This window comes from Pseudomonas parafulva (genome assembly GCF_002021815.1).
Classification (GTDB): Bacteria; Pseudomonadota; Gammaproteobacteria; order Pseudomonadales; family Pseudomonadaceae; genus Aquipseudomonas; species Aquipseudomonas parafulva_B.
The window spans coordinates 3,554,275-3,574,841 of sequence record NZ_CP019952.1; the positions used below are offsets into that span (position 1 = coordinate 3,554,275).

Sequence of the window (20,567 nt, forward strand, 5' to 3'; positions counted from 1 at the left end):
CCTGAACACGGCCGGCCAGGCGGCATGATTCGTTACACTTCGTCATTGTGCAAAAACTTCCGTCAGACGCCCGGCTATGCCTTCAAGCGGGCGGATTTCCACTGCGGCATCGATCGCCGCAGCAGCCTTGGGCATGCCATAGACAGCACTGCTGGCCTGGTCCTGGGCAATGGTCAGAAAACCCCGTTGGCGCATCATCTTGAGCCCCTGTGCTCCGTCGCGCCCCATGCCGGTGAGCAGCACCCCCACTGCCTCGCCTGACCAGTAGCGCACCACGCTTTCGAAGAAGACGTCGATCGAAGGGCGGTAGATTTCATTGACCGGTTCGGCAGTGTAGGCCAGTTGCCCGTTCTGTAGCAGACGCAGATGGTGGTTGGTTCCGGCCAACAGCACCTGGCCAGGTTGCGGTGGCTCCCCTTCGCGTGCCAGGCGCACTGGCAGCCCGGCTGCACTGCTGAGCCATTCGGCCATGCCGGCGGCAAAGACCTGATCCACATGCTGAACCAGCACGATCGCGGCCGGAAACCCTGCTGGCACCCCTTTGAGCAGTACCTCCAGGGCCGCCGGGCCACCTGCTGATGAACCGATAGCCACCAACCCTCGTCGCTGGCTTGCTTCACGCAGCGGTGCGGCAACCGGCCTAGGCGTCGGCGGGCGCTGCTGGCCAATCAGCCAGCTGATGTTGAGAATCTTGCGCAGCAATGGCGCGGCGGCTTCACGGGCGTCGCCAGCGCCCAGCGTCGGTGTATCGACCACATCCAGTGCGCCATGCCCCATGGCTTCGAATACCCGGTGCACATTCTGCTTGCGATCGACCGTGACGATGACGATGGCGCACGGGGTATCGGCCATGATCCGGCGAGTCGCTTCCACGCCATCCATCACCGGCATGATCAAGTCCATCAGGATCAGGTCCGGCTGCTGTTCCTGGCAGCGTTGCACGGCTTCGGCACCGTTGCTGGCTACCCACACCACTTCATGGGCAGGTTCCAGCGCGACGGCGCGTCGCAAGGCCTCCACTGCCAAGGGCATGTCATTGACGATGGCGATCTTCATCCGTGAGCACCTCCGATCAGTTCGACTACAGCATCGAGCAACGCATCGTCGTGGAAACTGGCTTTAGCCAAATAGTAGTCGGCCCCGGCATCCAGGCCACGCCGTCGGTCTTCCTCCCGATCCTTGTAGGAAACCACCATGACAGGCAGCGATTGCAGGCGCTGGTCACGGCGCACCAGGGTGACCAATTCAATGCCGTCCATGCGCGGCATGTCGATGTCGGTGATCAGCAAGTCGAAATCGTCGCCGCGCAGGGCATTCCAGCCATCCATGCCATCGACCGCCACTGCGACGTCGTAGCCGCGATTGCCCAGCAGCTTGCGCTGCAGCTCGCGCACCGTCAGCGAGTCGTCGACGACCAGTACGCGTTTGCGCGCCAGACCAGAGACGCCGGCACCGCCGCGCTCGACGCGCTCGAGCGTGCCGGTGCTGAGCAGTTTGTCGACCGAGCGCAGAATGTCCTCCACATCGACGATCAGCACCACCGAACCGTCGTCCAGCAGCGCCCCTGAAGAAATGTCCTGCACTTTGCCCAGACGCGGATCGAGCGGCATCACCACCAGCACCCGCTCACCGATCAGGCGCTCGACGGCCACGCCGTACAAGCGCTCGCGCTCGCGGATGACCACGACCCGCAGGCTGTCCTGGTCGGTTTGCCCGGCCGGCCGGTGCAGCAACTGGCTGGCCGCTACGAGACCGATGTGCTGGCCGTCATGCCAGAAATGCTGCCGCCCTTCAATCTGCACGATGTCGTTGGCATCCACCGCCAGGGTGTGTTCGATATGCGCCAGGGGGAAGGCATAGGCTTCCCCGCCGACTTCCACGACCAGGCTGCGCACGACCGACAAGGTCTGCGGTACCTGCAGGTGGAAGCGGCACCCCAGCCCGGGCGTCTGGGTCAGTTCGATCGCCCCGCGCAATTCGCGAATCATGTGCTGCACGGCGTCAAGCCCTACACCCCGCCCGGACACTTCGGTCACCGTGTCCCGCAGGCTGAAGCCTGGCAGGAAGAGGAACGTGAGCAATTCATCGTCACTCATGCGCGCGACGGTTTCGGCTGGAGACAGGGCACGCTCGACAATGCTGGCACGCAGGCGATCCAGGTCCACACCGGCACCGTCGTCCATCAGCTCAAGGCTCAGCATCCCGGCATGGTGCGAGACGCGCAGGCGGATCAGCCCCTCTTCGGGCTTGCCCGCCAACAGCCGCCTGTCTGGCAGTTCGATGCCATGATCGACCGCGTTACGCAGCAAGTGGGTCAGCGGAGCCTCGAGCTTTTCCAGCACGTCACGATCGACCTGGGTTTTCTCGCCTTCGATGACCAGGCGCACCGGTTTGCCCAAGGCGCGCCCCAGGTCGCGCACCATGCGGCTCTGCCCGGCCAACACATCGGCAAACGGGCGCATGCGGCAGGCCAGGGCGGTGTCGTAGAGCAGTTGCGCGCGCTGGCTGGCCTGCCAGCCGAATTCGTCCAGATCGGCCGCTTGCTGACGCAGGATCTGCTGGGTCTCGGCCAACAAGCGTTGGGTCTGGGCCAAGGCTTCGAGTACCTCGCTACCCTGGCCACTGTCTTCGAGTTGCAGGCGCAGGCCATCGAGCGCCTGCATGCCCTGGCCATGCATGCGCTTGAGGCGCTGCAAGGTGGCCAGGTAGGGTTTGAGACGCTGGGTTTCAACCAGGGACTTGCTGGACAGGTCGAGCAGGCTGTTGAGCCTGTCGGCGGTCACTCGCAGTACCCGCTCGCCCCCTTCGACCGTGCGCTTGCCGGCCTTGCGACGTGGCGCAGGCTCGGCATCGGCGGGCGGCTCAGACGCCGGTGCAGGCGGCGCGGTCGGTGTCTGGCTCGCAACCGGCGGTGGCGCCATCGGTGGACGGGCCTGCGCGGGGGCGGCAGGTGCAGCGCCCTGCCTCCCGGGCTCCAATACGGCGGCCATCAGCACCAGGAAGCCAGGCACATCGTCCTGGGCGGCTGTGTCGCTGGGCGTTGCAATGCGCATCAACAGGTCGGTGCCCTGCAGCAGCGCGTCGATGTGCTCAGCGCTCAGGCGCAGGCGGCCTTCCTGGGCCGCCACCAGGCAGTCCTCCATCACGTGCGCAACGCTGACACCGGCATCCACGCCAACGATGCGTGCAGCCCCTTTAAGGGAATGGGCTGCGCGCATGCAGGCTTCCAGCTGGTCGGCCTGGGTAGGGTTGCGCTCCAGGGCCAGAAGCCCGGCGCTGAGTACCTGCGTCTGGGCCTCGGCTTCAAGGCTGAACAGTTCGAGCAACGAGGCGTCGCGCATTTGCTCAGGGGTCATGGCAGGCTCCGCTGTACGGCAGACAACAGCTGTTGCTCATCCAGCACACGCACGCTGCGCCCGCGCCATTGCAGCACCGCTGCCGTGAAGCGCATGGCGTCGTGAGCAAGGTCCGTGGGCCGATCAAGCCGGTGGATACCATCGATTTCCTCGACGGCCATGACCACCGGGCCACCCTCGGCTGCCAGGATCAGCATGCGTGGCAAGCCCCGATTGTTGCGCTGTTCAGTCGCACCGCCAGGGGTACCCAGCAGCTCCTGCAACGACAGGCACGGCACCAGGGCACCCCGCACATTGGCAACGCCCAACAGCACGCGCGAGCGCTGATGGGGTAGCGAATGCACGGCCTGCAAGGGCGCGATTTCGGTCAGGCATGCCGTAGGCAACGCCAGCCACTCCTCCCCCAGGCGGAACAACAGCATCGAGCGCCCTGTACAGGCCTGCTCGACCGCTTCCAGGTCCGGCTGTGCGTCGGTGTCCTGCACCAGTGCGTAGCGGTCCAGCAGACGCGTGGCCGCGGCGGCGTACACCTCGCAGTTGCGACAATGGACATGACGCTCAAGCAGCGGGCATTGCTTGTTGCCATGCACGCCGATGCGATTCCAGCAGTCATCGATGCGCACATCGGTTTCGGCGAGCAGGTCGGTCACAGCCTCATCGTTCATCGGTCGGCCTCCCGACCCGCACGCATGGCACGGCTTTGCAGACGCTGGGCCCCGGCCTGGTCACCCTGGGCCTGCAAGAGCGCGGCCAGGTGAACGAGCGCTTCGGGGTGCTGCGGCTCAAGGTACAGCGCCTTGCGGTAGTGAACCTGCGCTTGTTGTAAATCACCTTCGGTGTCGCTGAGCAGACCCAACCAATAGTACACCTGGGCCGACGGGGGGTACTGGCGCAGGTAACGCTGGCAGGCATCACGCGCCTGCTGGCTGTTGCCGGCATTGGCATGCTCGGCAATGCTTGCCAGCAATTCGCGGGCACCGAGCCCGGTAGCTTCGACGGCCTGCCGGTCAGGCACAGGCCCAAGAGACCCGCGCATGCGTGGCAGGGGGACATTGGTCGGCCGGTAGCCGGTCAACGGCTTGATGGGTTCGCGTTGAATCGGCACGGCCGGCGCCGGTCGTTGCTGAGCCATATCGTCTTGGCGCACATAGGCAAAAGACTGGGCAATGCCCACCGGACGCATACCAAGGCGAGCCAGCAGGCTGCCTTCGGCGGGCCCGATGAACAGCACGCCTTGGGGGTGAAGCAGGCGCTTGAGGGTTTCGAACACCCGTTGCTGGGTGGGTACATCGAAATAAATCAGCAGGTTGCGGCAGAACACGAAGTCGTAGAGGCCCTCCCGGCTGGCCAATGCCGGATCAAGGACATTGCCGACGTGCAGGGTCACTTGCTGGCGCACACGGTCATGCACACGATGGCCCTCGTCGATGGCATCGAAGTACCGTTCGCGAAAACCCAGGTCGTCGCCACGAAACGCGTTGCGCCCGTAAAGACCCTGGCTGGCCTTGGCCACAGAGGCAGGGCTGATGTCCATACCGTCGATCAGGAAGGATGCCGGGGCGATGCCGGCATCGAGCAGCGCCATCGCCAGCGAATAGGGCTCTTCCCCTGTCGAACAAGGCAGGCTGAGCAAGCGCAGAGGGCGAGCGGCGGCCAATTCGGCCAGGCGTTTGTGCGCAAGGCTTGCCAGGGCAGTGAAGGACTCGCGGTAGCGGAAGAACCATGTCTCCGGCACGATGACCGCTTCGATCAGCGCCTGTTGCTCGGCCGGCGATTGCTGCAGGCGCAGCCAGTAGTCGTCCAGACCGCTGGCACCCAGCGCCGCGCTGCGCTGACGCAGGGCACGCTCGACCATCGATGCGCCCACCGACTCGACGTCCAAACCTATGCGCTCACGCAGAAAATGAAAGAAATGCCGCTCGTTCATGCGCAGGTCCCGCCCTGTGCGTCAGGGTACAGCACACGGTGCACGGCCTCGGGCAGCACCTGGTCGACCTCGATGCGCTGCACCAGCCCCTGGGCATCCTGGCGGACCGGCCCCAGGTAAGGTGCGGGGTCATTGTCCACGCCATAGGGTTTGAATTCATCAGCACGGCAGCGCAGGGTTTCGGTGGCGTGCTCCAGAATCAGGCCCAGTTGCAGTGCGCTGCGATAGCGCACCAGCACCAGGCGGGTACTGGTACGTTGCAGCGCCGGCCGCCCTATGCACAAGGCAGCCAAGTCCACCACCGGCACCAACTGGCCACGGTGGGCAAGAATGCCCGCCACCCAATGCGGCGCTTGCAGCACTGGCTTGAGAGGCTGACGGGGCAGCACCTTGATTACCTCCTGCACGGACAGGGCAAAACGCTGGTCACCCAGGTGAAACTGCAGGTACAGCGCGCCGTTGTCGTGGCCTGCCGGCACGGCGCGCGGTTGCATGTCGATCATCGTCTTCAGACTTTGAAGCGCGACACGCCGCCGCGCAGGCCGGCGGCGACCTGGCTCAGCTCGTCGATGGCAAAACTGGCCTGGCGCAGCGACTCCACAGTCTGGGTACTGGCGTCGCTCAATTGCGCCAGCGCCTGGTTGATCTGCTCGGCACCGGTGGCCTGGGCCTGCATGCCCTCGTTGACCATCAGTACCCGCGGCGCCAGTGCCTGGACCTGATGGATGATCTGGCTCAGTTGCTCACCGACCTGCTGAACCTCGAACATGCCGCGGCGCACCTCTTCGGAAAACTTGTCCATGCCCATGACCCCGGCCGACACGGCCGACTGGATCTCACGCACCATCTGCTCGATGTCATAGGTCGCCACCGCCGTCTGGTCGGCCAGGCGGCGCACTTCGGTGGCCACTACGGCGAAACCGCGGCCATATTCCCCGGCCTTCTCGGCTTCGATCGCCGCGTTGAGCGACAGCAGGTTGGTCTGGTCGGCCACCTTGACGATGGTGACGACCATCTGGGTAATGTTGCTGGCCTTCTCGTTGAGAATGCCCAGCTTGGCGTTGACCAGGTCGGCCGCACCCATGACCTGGTGCATGGTTTCTTCCATGCGCGCCAGCCCCTGCTGGCCGGAGCCGGCCAGGCTCGACGCCTGATCGGCGGCCGAGGTGACTTCGGTCATGGTGCGCACCAGGTCGCGGGACGTGGCGGCGATTTCACGCGACGTGGCACCGATTTCGGTCGTGGTCGCAGCCGTCTCGGTGGCGGTAGCCTGCTGCTGCTTGGAGGTGGCCGCGATTTCTGTCACCGAGGTGGTGACCTGCACCGACGAGCGCTGCGCCTGTGCCACAAGATTGGCCAGGGCCTCGGCCATTTCATTGAAACCGCCCTGAACCGCACCGAACTCGTCCTGGCGGTCCAGGTTCAGGCGCATGCTCAGGTCACCCGAGCGAAGCCTGTCCAGCGCAGTCACGATGAGGCTCATGGGCGAGGTAATGGCGCGCAGCAGTAGCAGGCCACAGATACCGGCAGCCACGATGGCCAGCAACAGCGACACGACCATGCTGCCCTTGGCCGTGTTCACCGCGCTGACGATTTCCCGGGTGGCGGCGTCGGCGGCCAAGCGATTCTGTTCGATCACCTCGTTCAGGTGCTTGCGCCCTTCGACCCAGGTGGGGGTCAGCACTTGGGCGATCAAGCGCTGGGCTTCGGCATAATTGCGTTCTCGATACGCATCGAGCACCTGATTGACGTTCTGCATGTAGGCTTGTTCGAGCTTCACGAAGGCGTCGAAGCGGGCCTGGTCCTCGCCATCGCGAATGGTGGTCTGGTAACTGGCCATGTGTTGCTTGAGCCGGTCTTCGAAACTCTTGAAGAGTTCGATGTCGGCTGAGCTGATCTCGCGCCGGTCAGAAAGCCCGACCAACTGCTGGCTGGTGACGTAACTGTCCACCCATGCGCTGCGGATCATCGAGCTGTAGTAGACCCCCGGAATGCTGTCGGCCCCAACTTCCTGCTCGGCAGATTCGATGGTCACCAGGCGTGAATAGGCCGCCACGATCATCAGCAGCATGATGGCGATGATCACGGCGAAACTTGCCAGGATCCGTTGGCGCAACGTCCAGTTCTTCACATTCAGCCCTCAGGGATTCACTACGAGCAGGAAAAATCGCCGAAGTATAGCCCAGGCGTCCTACAGAATTGCGCGTCAAATTCTGACAGAACGCCCCGCCACCGCAGTGATCCTCCCGATTGGGCCAAGCTGCACGCGCGGCTTATCCCTGCCGCGCCTGCTTTTCCAGCTCCTCGCGCAACCCGTGGGCCAACCCCAGCTGGCGCGCCAGTTCGTCCAGGTAAGCACGCTCCATGTAGTTTTCCTGGTCGACCATCATCACGCTGGCCAGGTACATCTCGGCAGCGATTTCCGGCGTCTGGGCGGCCCGGGCCACCTCGGCCGGGTCCAGCGGCTTGTCGAGCTCCGCATGCAGCCACTGCTGCACTTCACGGTCACCGTCCAGGCGGGTGAACTCACCCTCGATCAGCGCACGCTCGCGCTCATCCACATGACCGTCCGCCTTGGCCGCAGCGACCAGTGCGCGCAGCACCGCCTGGCTGTGCTGCTCCACCTGGGCCGCAGGTACGCGGTCCACCGTCTGCGGCTCTGGTGTAGGGGCCTGTTGGTTGGCCTGCTGCGCCTGCCAGTTGCCATAGGCCTTGTAGGCAAGCACGCCAAGCGCGGCCAGGCCCCCGTAGGTGAGCGCCTTGCCGCCAAACTTGCGGGCTTTCTTGCTGCCGAGCAACACGCCCAGCGCACCGCCGCCAAGCAGGCCGCCACCTGCGCCTGACAGCAACCCGCCGAGCCCGCCGGCGCCTGTACCCGTCTTGGCCCCGCCCGCCTGCTTCTCTAGCAGCTGCTGGCCGGATTTGAGCAATTGATCAAGCAAACCCCGGGTATTCATCATGCGCATCTCCACATCAGGGAAGTCAGCAGCCAGAGTAAGACTTGCCCCACATCACGCCACAGAGGATTTGCTTCCAGATGTTGCATCGTCGCAGGCCGGCGGCGGCTTGCCGGTGCCTAGAGGCCCGCCGCCGGCATCCAGGGCCGCTTAGTCGCGCAGGTCCGATTCGTGAATGGGGCTCGACCGGCTGGTGGCCCGCTGATATTGCGCCGGCCAGGTGGCCTGGTGGCCGCCCAGGTCGTCGTCTGCATGCAGCGGCCAGTACGGGTCGCGCAGCAGCTCCCGGGCCAGGAAAATCAGGTCGGCCTGGCCTGTGCGCAGAATGTGCTCGGCCTGGGCCGGCTCGGTGATCATGCCCACGGTGCCCGTGGCCATTTCCGACTCCTTGCGCACGCGCTCGGCAAAGCGGGTCTGGTAGCCAGGGCCGGTCGGGATCTCGGCATTGCTGGACGTGCCGCCCGAAGACACATCGATCAGGTCCACCCCAAGCATACGCAGGCGTCGGGCCAGCTCGACGGTTTCGTCCGGGTTCCAACCATCTTCGACCCAGTCGGTGGCCGACACCCGCACGAACAATGGCAACTCGGCCGGCCAGACCGCACGAACCGCTTCGACCACCTGCAAGGTCAGGCGGATGCGGTTGTCGAAACAGCTGCCGTATTCATCCTGACGCTGATTGCTAAGCGGCGACAGGAACTGGTGCAGCAGGTAACCGTGGGCCGCGTGCACTTCGACCACTTTGAAACCCGCCTCCAGCGCGCGCTTGGCCGAGGCGACAAAGGCCTGCACTACTTCCTGGATCTGCGCATAGGTCAGCTCACTGGGCACGGTGTGCTCAGGATCGAACGCGATCTTCGACGGCCCCACCGGCTGCCAGCCGCCCTCCTCCAACGTGACGCTGCCATGCTTGCCCAGCCACGGGCGGTAGGTACTGGCCTTGCGCCCGGCATGGGCGAGCTGGATACCCGGGATTGACCCTTGGGCGGTGATGAAACGGGTGATGCGCTGCAAGGGGGCGATCTGCGCGTCGTCCCACAGGCCAAGGTCTTCAGCGGTGATACGACCGTCGGCCGTGACTGCCACGGCCTCGGTGACGACCAGGCCCGCCCCGCCGACGGCACGGCTGCCCAGATGCACGAGGTGCCAGTCGTTGGCCAGGCCATCGACCGAGGAATACTGGCACATCGGTGATACGGCGATGCGGTTCGGCAGGGTCAGCTGACGCAGGGTGTAAGGCTCGAGCAGCATGCTCATGAGGGCACCTCCCAATGGCTGCAAAGTGATCCGGCCCGGGCAGTCAACCACGCATCCCTGGCCCGGTACCGGTCTGTGTTCAGACTAGACCAGATTAGGTAGGGGGAAGGTTCCATGGGGTTTGGCCGCGATGCCCTGGGCGTTGCGTAAAAAGCCTTGATACGCGGTGAGGCTGCGTTGAATACAGCCTGACCTCTTTTCGAATTTTTTTCACACAGCTCCTGGCTCAGCGCGGCTCCATGTGGGCGATCATCAGTTGCACGCTTTCATTGCCGCGAAACTCGTTCACATCCAGCTTGTAGGCCAGCTCCACCCAGCGCACGGTCGGGTTGGGCCAAACCTCGCGGTCGATACCGAAGGCGATGCCGTCCAGGCGCACCGTGCCGCACTCACTCTTGAGCACGACTTTCAAATGACGCTCACCCACCACGCGTTGTTCGACCAGCTGGAACACGCCGTGGAACAGCGGCTCCGGAAAATGCTGCCCCCAAGGCCCGGCTTGGCGCAGCGCCTTGGCCAGGTCCAGGTGGAATTCTTCCACCGCCAGGCTACCATCGGACAGCAGCCGCCCGGTGAGGTCGTCCTCGCACAGCTGGCGGCGCACCTCCTGGTCGAAAGCCTCGGCGAACGCGGGGTAGTTGGCTTCGGGCAAGGACAGCCCTGCCGCCATGGCATGGCCACCGAACTTGCTGATTAGCTGTGGATGGCGCGCGGCCACCGCATCGAGCGCATCGCGGATGTGAAACCCCGGCACTGAGCGCGCAGAGCCCTTGAGCATGCCGTCGCCGGCATCGGCGAAGGCGATGGTCGGGCGGTGATAGCGTTCCTTGAGGCGAGAGGCGAGGATGCCAATGACGCCCTGGTGCCACTCTGCATCGAACAGGCACAGCCCATAGGGCATCGACTCGACCGGCAAGTCCCGCAACTGGGCCAGCGCCTCGCGCTGCATGCCCTGCTCGATAGACTTGCGGTCCTGGTTCAGGCCGTCCAATTGCTGGGCCATGTCCAACGCCAGGGCAGGATCCTCGCAGAGCAGGCACTCGATACCCAGGCTCATGTCGTCCAGGCGCCCTGCGGCGTTCAACCGCGGGCCCAGAATGAAACCCAGGTCGGTGGAGGTGATGCGCCGGTGGTCGCGCTTGGCCACCTCCAGAATCGCCTTGAGGCCAGGCCGGGCGCGTCCGGCACGAATGCGCTCCAGACCCTGATGCACCAGGATGCGATTGTTGGCGTCCAGCGGCACCACGTCGGCAACACTGCCCAGGGCAACCAGGTCCAGCAGTTCGCCAATGTTCGGCTGCGGCTGGGTGTCGTAGCGGCCCAGGCTGCGCAAGCGCGCGCGCAGGGCCATGAGGACGTAGAAAATCACCCCGACCCCTGCCAGCGACTTGCTCGGAAACGGGCAGCCTGGCTGGTTGGGGTTGATGATGGCATCGGCGTCCGGCAGCGCCTCGCCGGGCAGGTGGTGGTCGGTCACCAGCACCTTGAGGCCAGCCGCCTTCGCCGCCGCGACGCCGTCGACGCTGGAGATCCCGTTGTCTACCGTGACCAGCAGCTGTGGTTGGCGCTGCAATGCCACTTCGACGATTTCCGGCGTGAGGCCGTATCCGTACTCGAAGCGGTTGGGCACCAGGTAGTCCACGTGGGCCGCACCGAGCAGGCGCAAACCCAGCACGCCGACGGTACTGGCCGTGGCGCCATCGGCATCGAAGTCACCGACGATCAGAATGCGCTGGCCTTGGTCGATGGCCTGCAGCAGCAGGTCGACGCCCGCGTCGATGCCTTTGAGCTGCTGGTAGGGCAGCAGGCGCGCCAGGCTTTTGTCCAGTTCGGCCTCGCTTTGCACGCCACGGGCGGCGTACAGGCGAGTCAGCAAGGGTGGCAGGTTGCCAAGAAACGGCAGGGTCGGGGGCAGCGGGCGGGGTTCGATACGCATGGGAAGGTTCAGCCGCGCTCCCCCAGCAGCCACTGCAATTGCACTTCGTGCTGGCCACGGTCATCGGTCACGAACACCGTGCCTTCGCTGATCATCACATCCCATTTGATGCTGCGGGGCATGTCGGTGGCCAGGGTTTCGAGCACCTCCTGGGGCACGGCCGCGATGCTGAGGTTCTTGAGGTTCTTCACCGCGCTCACCACCTTGCCTTCCCACACCCGCAGGCTACCGTAGGCCAGCAGGCTGGTGCGTTCGGTACGGCGCGAGCACCAGGTCAGGCGATCGGCATCTGGCTGGCCTACTTCGATCCAATGCAGCACACGGTCGTCCAGGCTTTTTTCCCACAGCGCCGGCTCATCGACGTCCGACAGGCCCCGACCGAATGTCAGGTTTTCGTTGTACCACAGCGCATAGGCCAACAGACGAACCGCCATACGCTCCTCGGTTTCCGAAGGGTGCCGCGCGATGGTCTGCTTGACGTTCTCGTACACATTGCGGTCGAGGTCGGTCAGGTTCAGTTCGAATTTGTAGGTGGTGGACGGCTGGGCCATGGTCGGGGTGCTTCTTGCCTGAAGAAAAGTCGCACAGTCTAACCGATCCAGTCCCCGGTTGCGCCGCGGCAGTATCTGCCGCATCGCAGCTGTGATAAAAACACCGCTCTTCAGCTGCCACGGATGCCCCATGTCGACGTCAAGCAAACCCCTCGCCGGCCTTAAAGTGGTCGAGCTCGGCACCTTGATCGCCGGGCCATTCGCGGCGCGCATCTGCGCCGAATTCGGCGCCGAGGTGGTCAAGGTGGAATCGCCCGACGGCGGCGACCCGTTGCGCAAGTGGCGCAAACTTTACGAGGGCACCTCGCTGTGGTGGTTCGTGCAGGCGCGCAACAAGCGCTCGCTTACCCTCAATCTCAAGCACCCCGACGGGCGCGAGGTCCTGCGCAAGCTGCTTGCCGAGGCGGATATCCTGATCGAAAACTTCCGTCCGGGCGTGCTCGAAAAGCTTGGCTTTGGCTGGGACGTGCTGCATGCGCTCAACCCGCGGCTGGTCATGGTGCGTCTATCAGGCTTCGGTCAGACCGGGCCGATGAAGGAGCAGCCGGGCTTCGGCGCAGTGGGCGAGTCCATGGGTGGTTTGCGCTACATCACGGGGTTCGAGGATCGCCCCCCCGTGCGCACCGGTATTTCCATCGGCGACTCCATTGCAGCGTTGTGGGCGGTGATCGGCGCACTGATGGCCCTGCGTCATCGCGAGGTCAACGGGGGGCTTGGCCAGGTGGTCGACGTGGCGCTGTACGAGGCCATCTTCGCCATGATGGAGAGCATGGTGCCGGAGTTCGACGTCTTCGGTTTCATCCGCGAGCGCACGGGCAATATCATGCCGGGCATCACGCCCTCCTCCATCCATACCAGCGCGGACGGCAAGCATGTGCAGATCGGCGCCAATGGCGATGCGATCTTCAAGCGTCTGATGGTGGCTCTCGGCCGTAGCGACCTGGCCGAGGACCCGAGCCTGGCCACCAATGACAGGCGAGACCTGCGCCGCGATGAGCTGTACGGGGTCATCGATCGCTGGGCCAACGGATTGCCGCTGGAACAGCTGATGCAGGCCCTGACCGCAGCCCAGGTGCCGGCCAGCCGCATCTACTCGGCTGAAGACATGTTCAGCGACCCTCAGTACCTGGCGCGCGAGATGTTCCTGCAGGCGCGCCTGCCCGATGGCAAGGCGTTCCGCATGCCGGGCATCGTCCCCAAGCTGTCCGGCACCCCGGGCTCTGCCGACTGGGTCGGGCCGGCACTGGGCGAACACACCGACGAGCTGCTGGGCCAGCTGGGCTATGATGCGGCCGCCATCGCTGCCCTGCGCCAGGCGGGCGCTGTCTGAGCCTGTCGCTATCCCATTGCCTGCGCCCCGCCAGGTTGGCATGGACGGGCGCCGTACTGGCTGCACTGCTCAGCGTGCCCTCAAGCGCTCAGGAGCGGCTGCTGTGGCTGGTGCGTGATCTGCCACCGTTCAGCGTATCCGACGGCCCGGAAAAAGGTCATGGGGTGATCGACCAGCTGTTACCGCAGCTGATCCAGCAGATGCCCGAATATGCGCACAGCATCGTGCGGGTCAATCGTGCGCGTGGCTTGCAGATGCTGCAGGACAGCAGCAGCCTGACCTGTGACCCGATGCTGCTATGGACCGCCGAGCGCGCCCGCTATGTACGCTTTTCCATCCCGTTGCTGGGCGTGCAAACCAGCGGCCTGGTCGTGCACAAGCAGAACCACGCCTTGGTGGCGCCCCACCTCGACGGTGATGAGGTCGATCTTCAAGGCCTGCTGAGCGACCCATCGCTACGCCTCGGTGTAGTGGCAGAGCGCAGTTATGGGGCTGTGATCGACGCTACGCTGAGCAACCTGCCAGATGCCGCCGTCAGCCGGCACTACGGCACCCAGGCCACCGCCAACCTGCTGCAGATGCAGCGCTTGGGCCGACTGCGCCTGGTGCTTGGCTACTGGCCGGAAGTTCGCTATCTGATCCAGCAACAAGGCGGATCGCCGGCTGACTACCAATTTCACCCGGTTCAGGGTGTGAAACCCTACCAATTCCTGCATGTGGGCTGCTCGGCCAGCCCGCAGGGACAAGCCGCCATGGCCCGCATCGATCAGGTCTTGACCCAGCTGCGCCAGACGGTGCTACCAAAACTATATGCGCATTGGCTCGACCCCGCCCAGCGGGCGGACTACCTCGAACACAGCCGAGCCTTCTTCACCGACCACGCGGCGGCACACCCCGAACGCCCTGAACAGGACGAGCGCCACGCCGCTGGGTCGATCGACCTTCCAAACCCTCAACCCAGATAAAAAGAAACCCCGGACGCTGGGGAAGAACGTCCGGGGTCAAGCGAAAGCCCTTGGGCTTCCAGCGACAGCAGTGGCCATGCGGGAGCAAAGCAGTGGCCGGCTGTACTGATCAATCTGATGACTCGCTCAGGCAAAGGTTCCCTGAGGTTGCTGACGCTGCTGCAACGCAGCAATCACGCAAGGCTGCAGCCGCCCTTCGGCGATCTGCAGATCACGGTGCAGACCATCGACCATATCCACCAGCAGGCGTTGCTCCTGCAATTGACGCTCGCTGACCGTGCGTTGCAATACCACCCTGGCCAGGTGGTCGTGGACGGTCAACTGCCGGTTACCGTGGCTATCGGCCAGACCCAAGTGCGCCTGGTAAGGGGTGAGGGCTTGGTTGAGCAGTCTGCAGATTCGTTCCATCCGGATTACTCGCTTGCTTGATGAGTTGTAAGGAGCAGACCTGCAAGCGAAGCGGAAAGTTCTAACCTTCCATGCTGTTCAATGCGCCGTCAGTGCTTCCATGGGCTGCGACCTTTCACGTTCGGACGGGCTGGGCAGTATTTGCAACGCCCTTTGCAGGGCTGGGGAAGACAGTGGCCATGGCAACTCCGCGATGACGTGCAAGCCAAAACTGCGGGCCTGTTCAGCCAGGTTACGCCGCCGGGCGCCTGCCTGGCCTACGAACAGCACCGGGCAGGTGGGCGGTAACCGCTTGAGCATCGCAGTCCCCGTGCGGGTGGGCATGGCATGGTCGAAGATCAATAAATCCGGGGAGAATGCGCTCGAAAGGCATGCGTCGAGCTCGGCCTTGTCCTGACAGATCCGCACCTGAAACACGCCCTGGGCATTGAGGGCCTGGTGCAGAAGGATCTGGTGGGACGGGCGCACGTGATGAATCAGTACATGGGGCTGTTGCATGAGCCGCTCCTGCTGGGAGGACCGGCTAATCTAGGCGCGAAGACGATCGGCCAGAATAGGATTTGTCTGAATTAAACCATCGAAACCGCTGAGGCTCCGGATCGGTCCGACCCGGAGCCTGCAAGGTCAGAGCGGCTTGCCGCGATTGCCGTGCTGGCTGACGAAGCTTTGTACTGCCTTGAGGTCATTGGGCAATACGGTGCAACGCTCTTCGCGGCTAAACAGGTCGCTCATGTGCACGGGCAATTCAAGCGCCTTGCCAACGCCCGCCTGCTCGACCGCCTCGGGGAACTTGACCGGGTGTGCGGTACCCAGCACGACCATGGGCGTATCCAGGCTACGGCGGCACTCGCGACCGGCTTTGACGCCGATGGCCGTGTGCGGGTCCAGCACCTCGCCGGTCGCCTCAAACACCTCGGCGATGGTCTGGCAGGTCTGTTCATCGGTGACGGCCAGCGAATCGAAGAGCTTGCGTGCCTCGGTCCAGCGGTCCTGTTCGACGCTAAAGCCGCCGCCCTGGCGGAAGTTGGCCATCAACTCGGCGATCGATGCACCGTTACGACCGTGCAGATCGAACAGCAGACGCTCGAAGTTGGACGAGACCATGATGTCCATCGACGGCGACAGGGTGGCGTGCAATTGCTCCTTGACGTACTGGTTGCCGCTCATGAAACGGTGCAGGATGTCGTTGCGGTTGGTGGCCACCACCAGTTGGCTGATCGGCAGGCCCATGTTGCGTGCCAGGTAGCCTGCGAAGATATCGCCGAAGTTGCCGGTTGGCACCGAGAAGGCCACCGAACGGGCCGGGCCACCCAGCTGCAGGGCGGCATGGAAGTAGTAGACGATCTGGGCCATGATCCGCGCCCAGTTGATCGAGTTGACGGCCACCAGGCGGGTACCCTTGAGGAACGACTGGTCGGCGAAGCTCGCCTTGACCATTTCCTGGCAGTCATCGAAGTTGCCTTCGATGGCGATGTTGTGGATGTTCTCGCCGAAGATCGTCGTCATCTGCCGACGCTGCACTTCCGAGACCCGCTGGTGCGGGTGCAGGATAAAGATATCTACGTTGTCGCACCGACGGCAGCCTTCGATGGCGGCGGAGCCGGTGTCGCCGCTGGTGGCACCGATGATCACCACGCGCTCGTTGCGTTTGACCAGCACATGGTCGAGCAAGCGACCAAGCAGTTGCAGAGCGAAATCCTTGAATGCCAGGGTCGGCCCGTGGAACAGCTCAAGCACCCACTCGTTACTGTCGAGCTGACGCAGCGGGGCAACGGCAGCGTGGGCGAATTCGCCGTAGGTTTCTTCGAGGATCTTCTTGAAGTCGGCATCGGCGATGCTGCCCTCGACGAACGGGCGCATGACTCGGAATGCCAGCTCGTGGTACGGCAGGCCCGCCCAGGATGCGATTTCTTCCTGGGTGAAACGTGGCAGGTTTTCCGGGACGTACAGGCCACCGTCGGTAGCCAGGCCGGCGAGCAATACGTCTTCGAAGTTCAGGGCCGGTGCCTGGCCGCGGGTACTGATATAGCGCATGGGACAAACCTTTGGTTTGAGCGGCAAGCCTCGTTTGCCCGCAGCAGGAAAGGGCCAGTGGCCTCGAACCTGGGCGGCATGCCTTGGCTTGCCGTGACTATAGGGTGTTCTAAAGCCCCTACGCTGCATCTAGCTGCAGCGTCGAGGGTGTCGCTGGGGCTCTGTGCAACAAGCCCTGGTACTTGGTCACGCAGGTACGCAAACAGCCTTGCCGAACGCTCGTCACAAGGCTGTTCAGGCCAACCCTAGTTGAGCTGCTCGACGCGAATGCGCACGACCTGGCCCACCACATCCTGCAGGGCCTCGAGGGCGACGATGGCGTCGTTGATGCCCTGCTCCACCACGCGGTGGGTCAACAGGATCATCGGCACCAGGCCGTCTTGCTCTTCGGCTTCCTTTTGCATGATCGATTCGATGTTGATGCCGCGCTCGGACAGAATGCTCGCCACCTGGGCCAGCACACCTGGGTGGTCCTTGGCCTGGATACGCAGGTAATAAGCGCTCTCGCAGGCTTCGATTGGCAGGATCGGGTGCGCCGACAGCGAATCGGGCTGGAACGCCAAATGGGGCACACGGTTTTCCGGGTCAGAGGTCATGGCACGGACCACATCCACCAGGTCGCCTACCACCGAGGAAGCGGTCGGTTCCATTCCTGCGCCTGCGCCGTAGTACAACGTCGAGCCGGCGGCGTCGCCGTTGACCATCACGGCATTCATCACCCCATTGACGTTGGCGATCAGGCGGTCAGCCGGAATCAGCGTCGGGTGCACGCGCAACTCGATACCTTCGGCGGTACGGCGTGCCATGCCCAGGTGCTTGATGCGGTAGCCCAAGGCTTCGGCGTAGTTCACGTCGGCCGTGGTCAGCTGGGTGATGCCTTCGGTATAGGCTTTGTCGAATTGCAGCGGAATGCCGAACGCGATCGACGCCAGGATGGTCAGCTTGTGCGCCGCGTCGATGCCCTCGACGTCGAACGTCGGGTCGGCCTCGGCGTAGCCAAGCGCCTGGGCTTCGGCCAGCACATCCGGGAAGGCGCGACCTTCCTCGCGCATTTCGGTGAGGATGAAGTTGCCAGTACCGTTGATGATCCCGGCCAGCCAGTTGATACGGTTAGCCGACAGGCCCTCGCGAATGGCCTTGATCACCGGAATGCCACCGGCCACCGCCGCTTCGAAGGCGACGATCACGCCCTTTTCACGGGCTCTGGCGAAGATTTCGTTGCCATGCACGGCGATCAACGCCTTGTTGGCGGTGACCACGTGCTTGCCGTTTTCGATGGCCTTGAGCACCAGGTCGCGGGCTACGGTGTAGCCGCCAATGAGCTCGATGACGATATCGATCTCGGGGTTGCTCGCGACTTCGAACACATCAGCGGTAATGGGGGTACCGGTAATCTGGCAGTTCGGGTTCTGCGAGCGCATGGCGATCTGGGCCACTTCAATACCGCGCCCGGCACGGCGGGCAATCTCCTCGGCGTTGCGCTGAAGTACATTGAAGGTTCCGCCACCGACGGTCCCCAACCCACAGATGCCTACTTTGACCGGTTTCACTGTGAACTCCCCATTGAACGGCCGACACCTTTGCCGACCGTGAAACATGCCGTCACCCCATGACGACGGCGTATTGAACTGTATTACTTGGCAAGCGCCAGCTTGGCGACCTGCGGTGCAGGCTGGTAACCCGGAATCACCTGGCCGTTTTCGAGCACGATGGCCGGCGTACCGTTGACGCCGATCGACTGCCCCAACTGGAACTGTTTGCTGACCGGGTTGGTGCACTTGGCTGCCTTGATTTCATCACCCTCGACCATTTTGTCCATGGCCTTGCGGCGGTCGCTGGAGCACCACACCGCCTGCAATTGCTGGTCGCCGGCCGAGCCCAGGCCTTGGCGTGGGAAGGCGACGTAACGCACTTCGATACCGCGGCGGTTGAGTTCGGGTACTTCGGCATGCAGCTTGTGGCAGTACGGGCACGTGGTGTCGGTGAAGACGGTGATGTGGGACTTGGTTTCGCCCTTGGCCGGATACACCACCATCTCACCTGCCGGAATGCCGTTGATGAGCTTGGCAATGCCCAGGCGCTCGGCTTTCTCGGTCAGGTTGACGGGCTTGCCGCCCTGGATCTGGAACAGATAACCCTGCATCACGAACTGGCCATCGGCGCTGGCGTACAGCACGCGCCCGCCTTGCAGCTTGACTTCGTACAGGCCGCTGACCGGGCTGCTGGCCACGCTTTCAACGGGCACTTCCAGGGACAGGTTCTGCAATGACTTGCGAATGGCCTGCTCTGCGCCGACGGGTGTATCGGGCGCCGCAGCCACGGCAAAGGTGCTGGCCAGCGCCAAGGCGGCGGCGGCGAAAAACGGGGTCACGCGCATGGATACTCCTGAGGGCGGACAGGGGCCGCAGAGCGTCACCTGAGCAAAACGACGAGGTGACTGGGCGGCCCTTGGTGCTAACCGCCCAAGCCTACCACATCACGCCGGGCTTGAAGCCGCCGCAGACTGTCGGTTGGCCGAACATGAAAAACATTCATCCGCGCGGATGGTGCTCGGCGTGCAGTTGCTGCAACCGTGCTTTTGCCACGTGGGTGTAGATCTGCGTGGTCGACAAGTCGCTGTGGCCCAGCAACAGCTGCACCACGCGAAGGTCCGCACCGTGGTTGAGCAGGTGCGTGGCGAACGCGTGTCGCAGGGTATGCGGCGACAAGGCTTTGTCGATGCCCGCTACCTGGGCATGGTGCTTGATGCGATGCCAGAAGGTCTGCCGCGTCATCTGCTCGCCGCGCAGGCTGGGGAACAGCACGTCACTGGGGCGGCCGTTGAGCAACTCGGCACGGCCGTTACGCAGGTAGCGCTCCAGCCACACCACCGCCTCCTCGCCCATGGGCACCAGCCGCTCCTTGCTCCCTTTGCCCATCACCCTGAGTACGCCTTGGCGCAGATTGACCTGATCGAGCGTCAGGCTGACCAGCTCGGTCACGCGCAGGCCGCAGGCATACAGCACTTCGAGCATGGCGCGGTCACGCTGGCCGATGGCCTCGCCAAGCTCCGGGGCTTGCAGCAAGGCTTCCACGTCGGCCTCGGACAGCGATTTGGGTAGCGGCTTGCCCAGTTGGGGCATGTCCACCTGGAGCGTCGGGTCTATGGCGATGAGCTTTTCGCGCAACAGGTAGCGGAAGAAACCGCGTAGCCCGGACAGGAATCGCGCGGTCGAGCGCGGCTTGTAGCCCTGGTCCAGGCGCCAGGCCAGGTGGTCGAGAATCAGTTCGCGGCCGGCGTCTGGGAGCTTGACCGAGCGGGTTTGGAGCCAGCCGTTGAACAGGGCCAGGTCGCTGCGATATGAGGTGCGGGTATTGTCGGACAATCCCTTTTCGAGCCACAGGGCGTCCAGGAATTGGTCGATGAGCGGGTGGTCCAAGGCGGGCATGCTGGGAACTGTTGGCGGCTTTGAGGGGCGGTAGTGTTTCATAGCGGTTGGCGGGTTGTCTGTAGCTGGGTGGACTGCCCTGGGTTGCTTATCGAGGCTCGTGAGTTTTTATGGGCCGCGGCGGTGAAGGGCTGGGTGGTGAGTTCAGGCATTCGCTGTGATCGGCTGAACACCTGATTGCCTGGGCGCTGGGGCGCTGGGACGCTGGGACGCTGGGACGCTGGGACGCTGGGACGAGGGTGTAGGCGCGTATGGCAAGTTGGTATTCGTTGGCGAGGGTGGCGCACAGTCACCTTTCCGCCCTTACGGCGGCTCACTTTTTGTCTTGTCAAAAAGTGAGCAAAAACCGCCTGCTCCTATCATCCGGCCCCTGCGCTGCGCTCCGGGGTTCCCTCGCTGCGGGCTTGCTCCCGGGAGG

At 64.0% G+C, this 20,567-nt stretch carries 18 protein-coding genes; 2 read left to right on the forward strand and 16 right to left on the reverse strand.

All coding sequences use genetic code 11. The annotated features are described in order from the left end of the window. Positions 1 to 42: 42 nt before the first annotated feature. From B2J77_RS15970 to B2J77_RS16015, 10 genes are all read right to left on the reverse strand, one after another. Entirely contained in the window at positions 43 to 1,056 is a 1,014-nt protein-coding gene (locus tag B2J77_RS15970; protein WP_078479002.1) for a chemotaxis response regulator protein-glutamate methylesterase, read from the reverse strand. Further along, on the reverse strand, positions 1,053 to 3,356 hold the full coding sequence (locus tag B2J77_RS15975) for a hybrid sensor histidine kinase/response regulator (RefSeq protein ID WP_078479003.1): 2,304 nt from the start codon (positions 3,354 to 3,356) through the stop codon (positions 1,053 to 1,055). Before B2J77_RS15975 ends, B2J77_RS15970 begins: the two co-directional genes overlap by 4 nt. Next, positions 3,353 to 4,021: a chemotaxis protein CheW gene (locus B2J77_RS15980; RefSeq protein WP_078479004.1), complete on the reverse strand. Its 669-nt coding sequence runs from the start codon at positions 4,019 to 4,021 to the stop codon at positions 3,353 to 3,355. Before B2J77_RS15980 ends, B2J77_RS15975 begins: the two co-directional genes overlap by 4 nt. Next, a complete protein-coding gene (locus B2J77_RS15985; RefSeq protein WP_058639556.1) occupies positions 4,018 to 5,283 on the reverse strand; it encodes a CheR family methyltransferase in 1,266 nt (421 codons plus the stop codon). Before B2J77_RS15985 ends, B2J77_RS15980 begins: the two co-directional genes overlap by 4 nt. After that, positions 5,280 to 5,786 (reverse strand): chemotaxis protein CheW, encoded by a 507-nt coding sequence (locus B2J77_RS15990; protein WP_058603759.1) that lies wholly within the window; start codon positions 5,784 to 5,786, stop codon positions 5,280 to 5,282. The genes B2J77_RS15985 and B2J77_RS15990 overlap by 4 nt, the downstream gene beginning before the upstream one ends. Before the next feature lie 5 nt (positions 5,787 to 5,791). After that, the gene (locus B2J77_RS15995) at positions 5,792 to 7,414 is read right to left on the reverse strand and encodes a methyl-accepting chemotaxis protein (protein ID WP_058639557.1); all 1,623 of its coding nucleotides are present in this window, start codon (positions 7,412 to 7,414) and stop codon (positions 5,792 to 5,794) included. A 142-nt stretch (positions 7,415 to 7,556) separates the two neighbouring features. Continuing rightward, positions 7,557 to 8,240, reverse strand: coding sequence for a tellurite resistance TerB family protein (locus B2J77_RS16000; protein ID WP_078479446.1), 684 nt, complete (start codon positions 8,238 to 8,240; stop codon positions 7,557 to 7,559). A gap of 150 nt (positions 8,241 to 8,390) precedes the next feature. Beyond that, complete coding sequence (locus B2J77_RS16005; protein ID WP_078479005.1) at positions 8,391 to 9,497, reverse strand: NADH:flavin oxidoreductase/NADH oxidase; 1,107 nt, start codon at positions 9,495 to 9,497, stop codon at positions 8,391 to 8,393. 226 nt (positions 9,498 to 9,723) lie between these two features. Beyond that, positions 9,724 to 11,433: a single-stranded-DNA-specific exonuclease RecJ gene (gene recJ, locus B2J77_RS16010; RefSeq protein WP_058639559.1), complete on the reverse strand. Its 1,710-nt coding sequence runs from the start codon at positions 11,431 to 11,433 to the stop codon at positions 9,724 to 9,726. A gap of 8 nt (positions 11,434 to 11,441) precedes the next feature. After that, positions 11,442 to 11,984 carry a YaeQ family protein gene (locus B2J77_RS16015; protein ID WP_023534041.1) on the reverse strand — a complete coding sequence of 181 codons (543 nt, stop codon included), beginning with the start codon at positions 11,982 to 11,984 and terminating at the stop codon, positions 11,442 to 11,444. A gap of 130 nt (positions 11,985 to 12,114) precedes the next feature. On the opposite strand from B2J77_RS16015, the gene B2J77_RS16020 reads away from it, so the two are divergent. Together B2J77_RS16020 and B2J77_RS16025 are read left to right on the forward strand one after the other, a co-directional pair. Further along, on the forward strand, positions 12,115 to 13,314 hold the full coding sequence (locus tag B2J77_RS16020) for a CaiB/BaiF CoA transferase family protein (RefSeq protein ID WP_078479006.1): 1,200 nt from the start codon (positions 12,115 to 12,117) through the stop codon (positions 13,312 to 13,314). A gap of 2 nt (positions 13,315 to 13,316) precedes the next feature. Continuing rightward, positions 13,317 to 14,279 carry a TIGR02285 family protein gene (locus B2J77_RS16025; RefSeq protein ID WP_416231926.1) on the forward strand — a complete coding sequence of 321 codons (963 nt, stop codon included), beginning with the start codon at positions 13,317 to 13,319 and terminating at the stop codon, positions 14,277 to 14,279. A gap of 126 nt (positions 14,280 to 14,405) precedes the next feature. Here B2J77_RS16025 and B2J77_RS16030 read toward each other — a convergent pair whose 3' ends face one another. The 6 genes from B2J77_RS16030 to xerD form a co-directional block, all read right to left on the reverse strand. Then, positions 14,406 to 14,687: a DUF3509 domain-containing protein gene (locus B2J77_RS16030; RefSeq protein WP_023534040.1), complete on the reverse strand. Its 282-nt coding sequence runs from the start codon at positions 14,685 to 14,687 to the stop codon at positions 14,406 to 14,408. Positions 14,688 to 14,765: 78 nt separating this feature from the next. Beyond that, entirely contained in the window at positions 14,766 to 15,185 is a 420-nt protein-coding gene (locus B2J77_RS16035) for a response regulator (protein WP_058603764.1), read from the reverse strand. Between the two features lie 126 nt (positions 15,186 to 15,311). Continuing rightward, positions 15,312 to 16,721 carry a threonine synthase gene (thrC, locus tag B2J77_RS16040; RefSeq protein ID WP_058603765.1) on the reverse strand — a complete coding sequence of 470 codons (1,410 nt, stop codon included), beginning with the start codon at positions 16,719 to 16,721 and terminating at the stop codon, positions 15,312 to 15,314. Between the two features lie 245 nt (positions 16,722 to 16,966). Beyond that, on the reverse strand, positions 16,967 to 18,271 hold the full coding sequence (locus tag B2J77_RS16045) for a homoserine dehydrogenase (RefSeq protein WP_078479007.1): 1,305 nt from the start codon (positions 18,269 to 18,271) through the stop codon (positions 16,967 to 16,969). A gap of 83 nt (positions 18,272 to 18,354) precedes the next feature. Next, complete coding sequence (locus tag B2J77_RS16050) at positions 18,355 to 19,098, reverse strand: thioredoxin fold domain-containing protein (RefSeq protein ID WP_078479008.1); 744 nt, start codon at positions 19,096 to 19,098, stop codon at positions 18,355 to 18,357. A 154-nt stretch (positions 19,099 to 19,252) separates the two neighbouring features. Then, a complete protein-coding gene (gene xerD, locus B2J77_RS16055; RefSeq protein ID WP_058639562.1) occupies positions 19,253 to 20,149 on the reverse strand; it encodes a site-specific tyrosine recombinase XerD in 897 nt (298 codons plus the stop codon). Between the last annotated feature and the right edge of the window lie 418 nt (positions 20,150 to 20,567).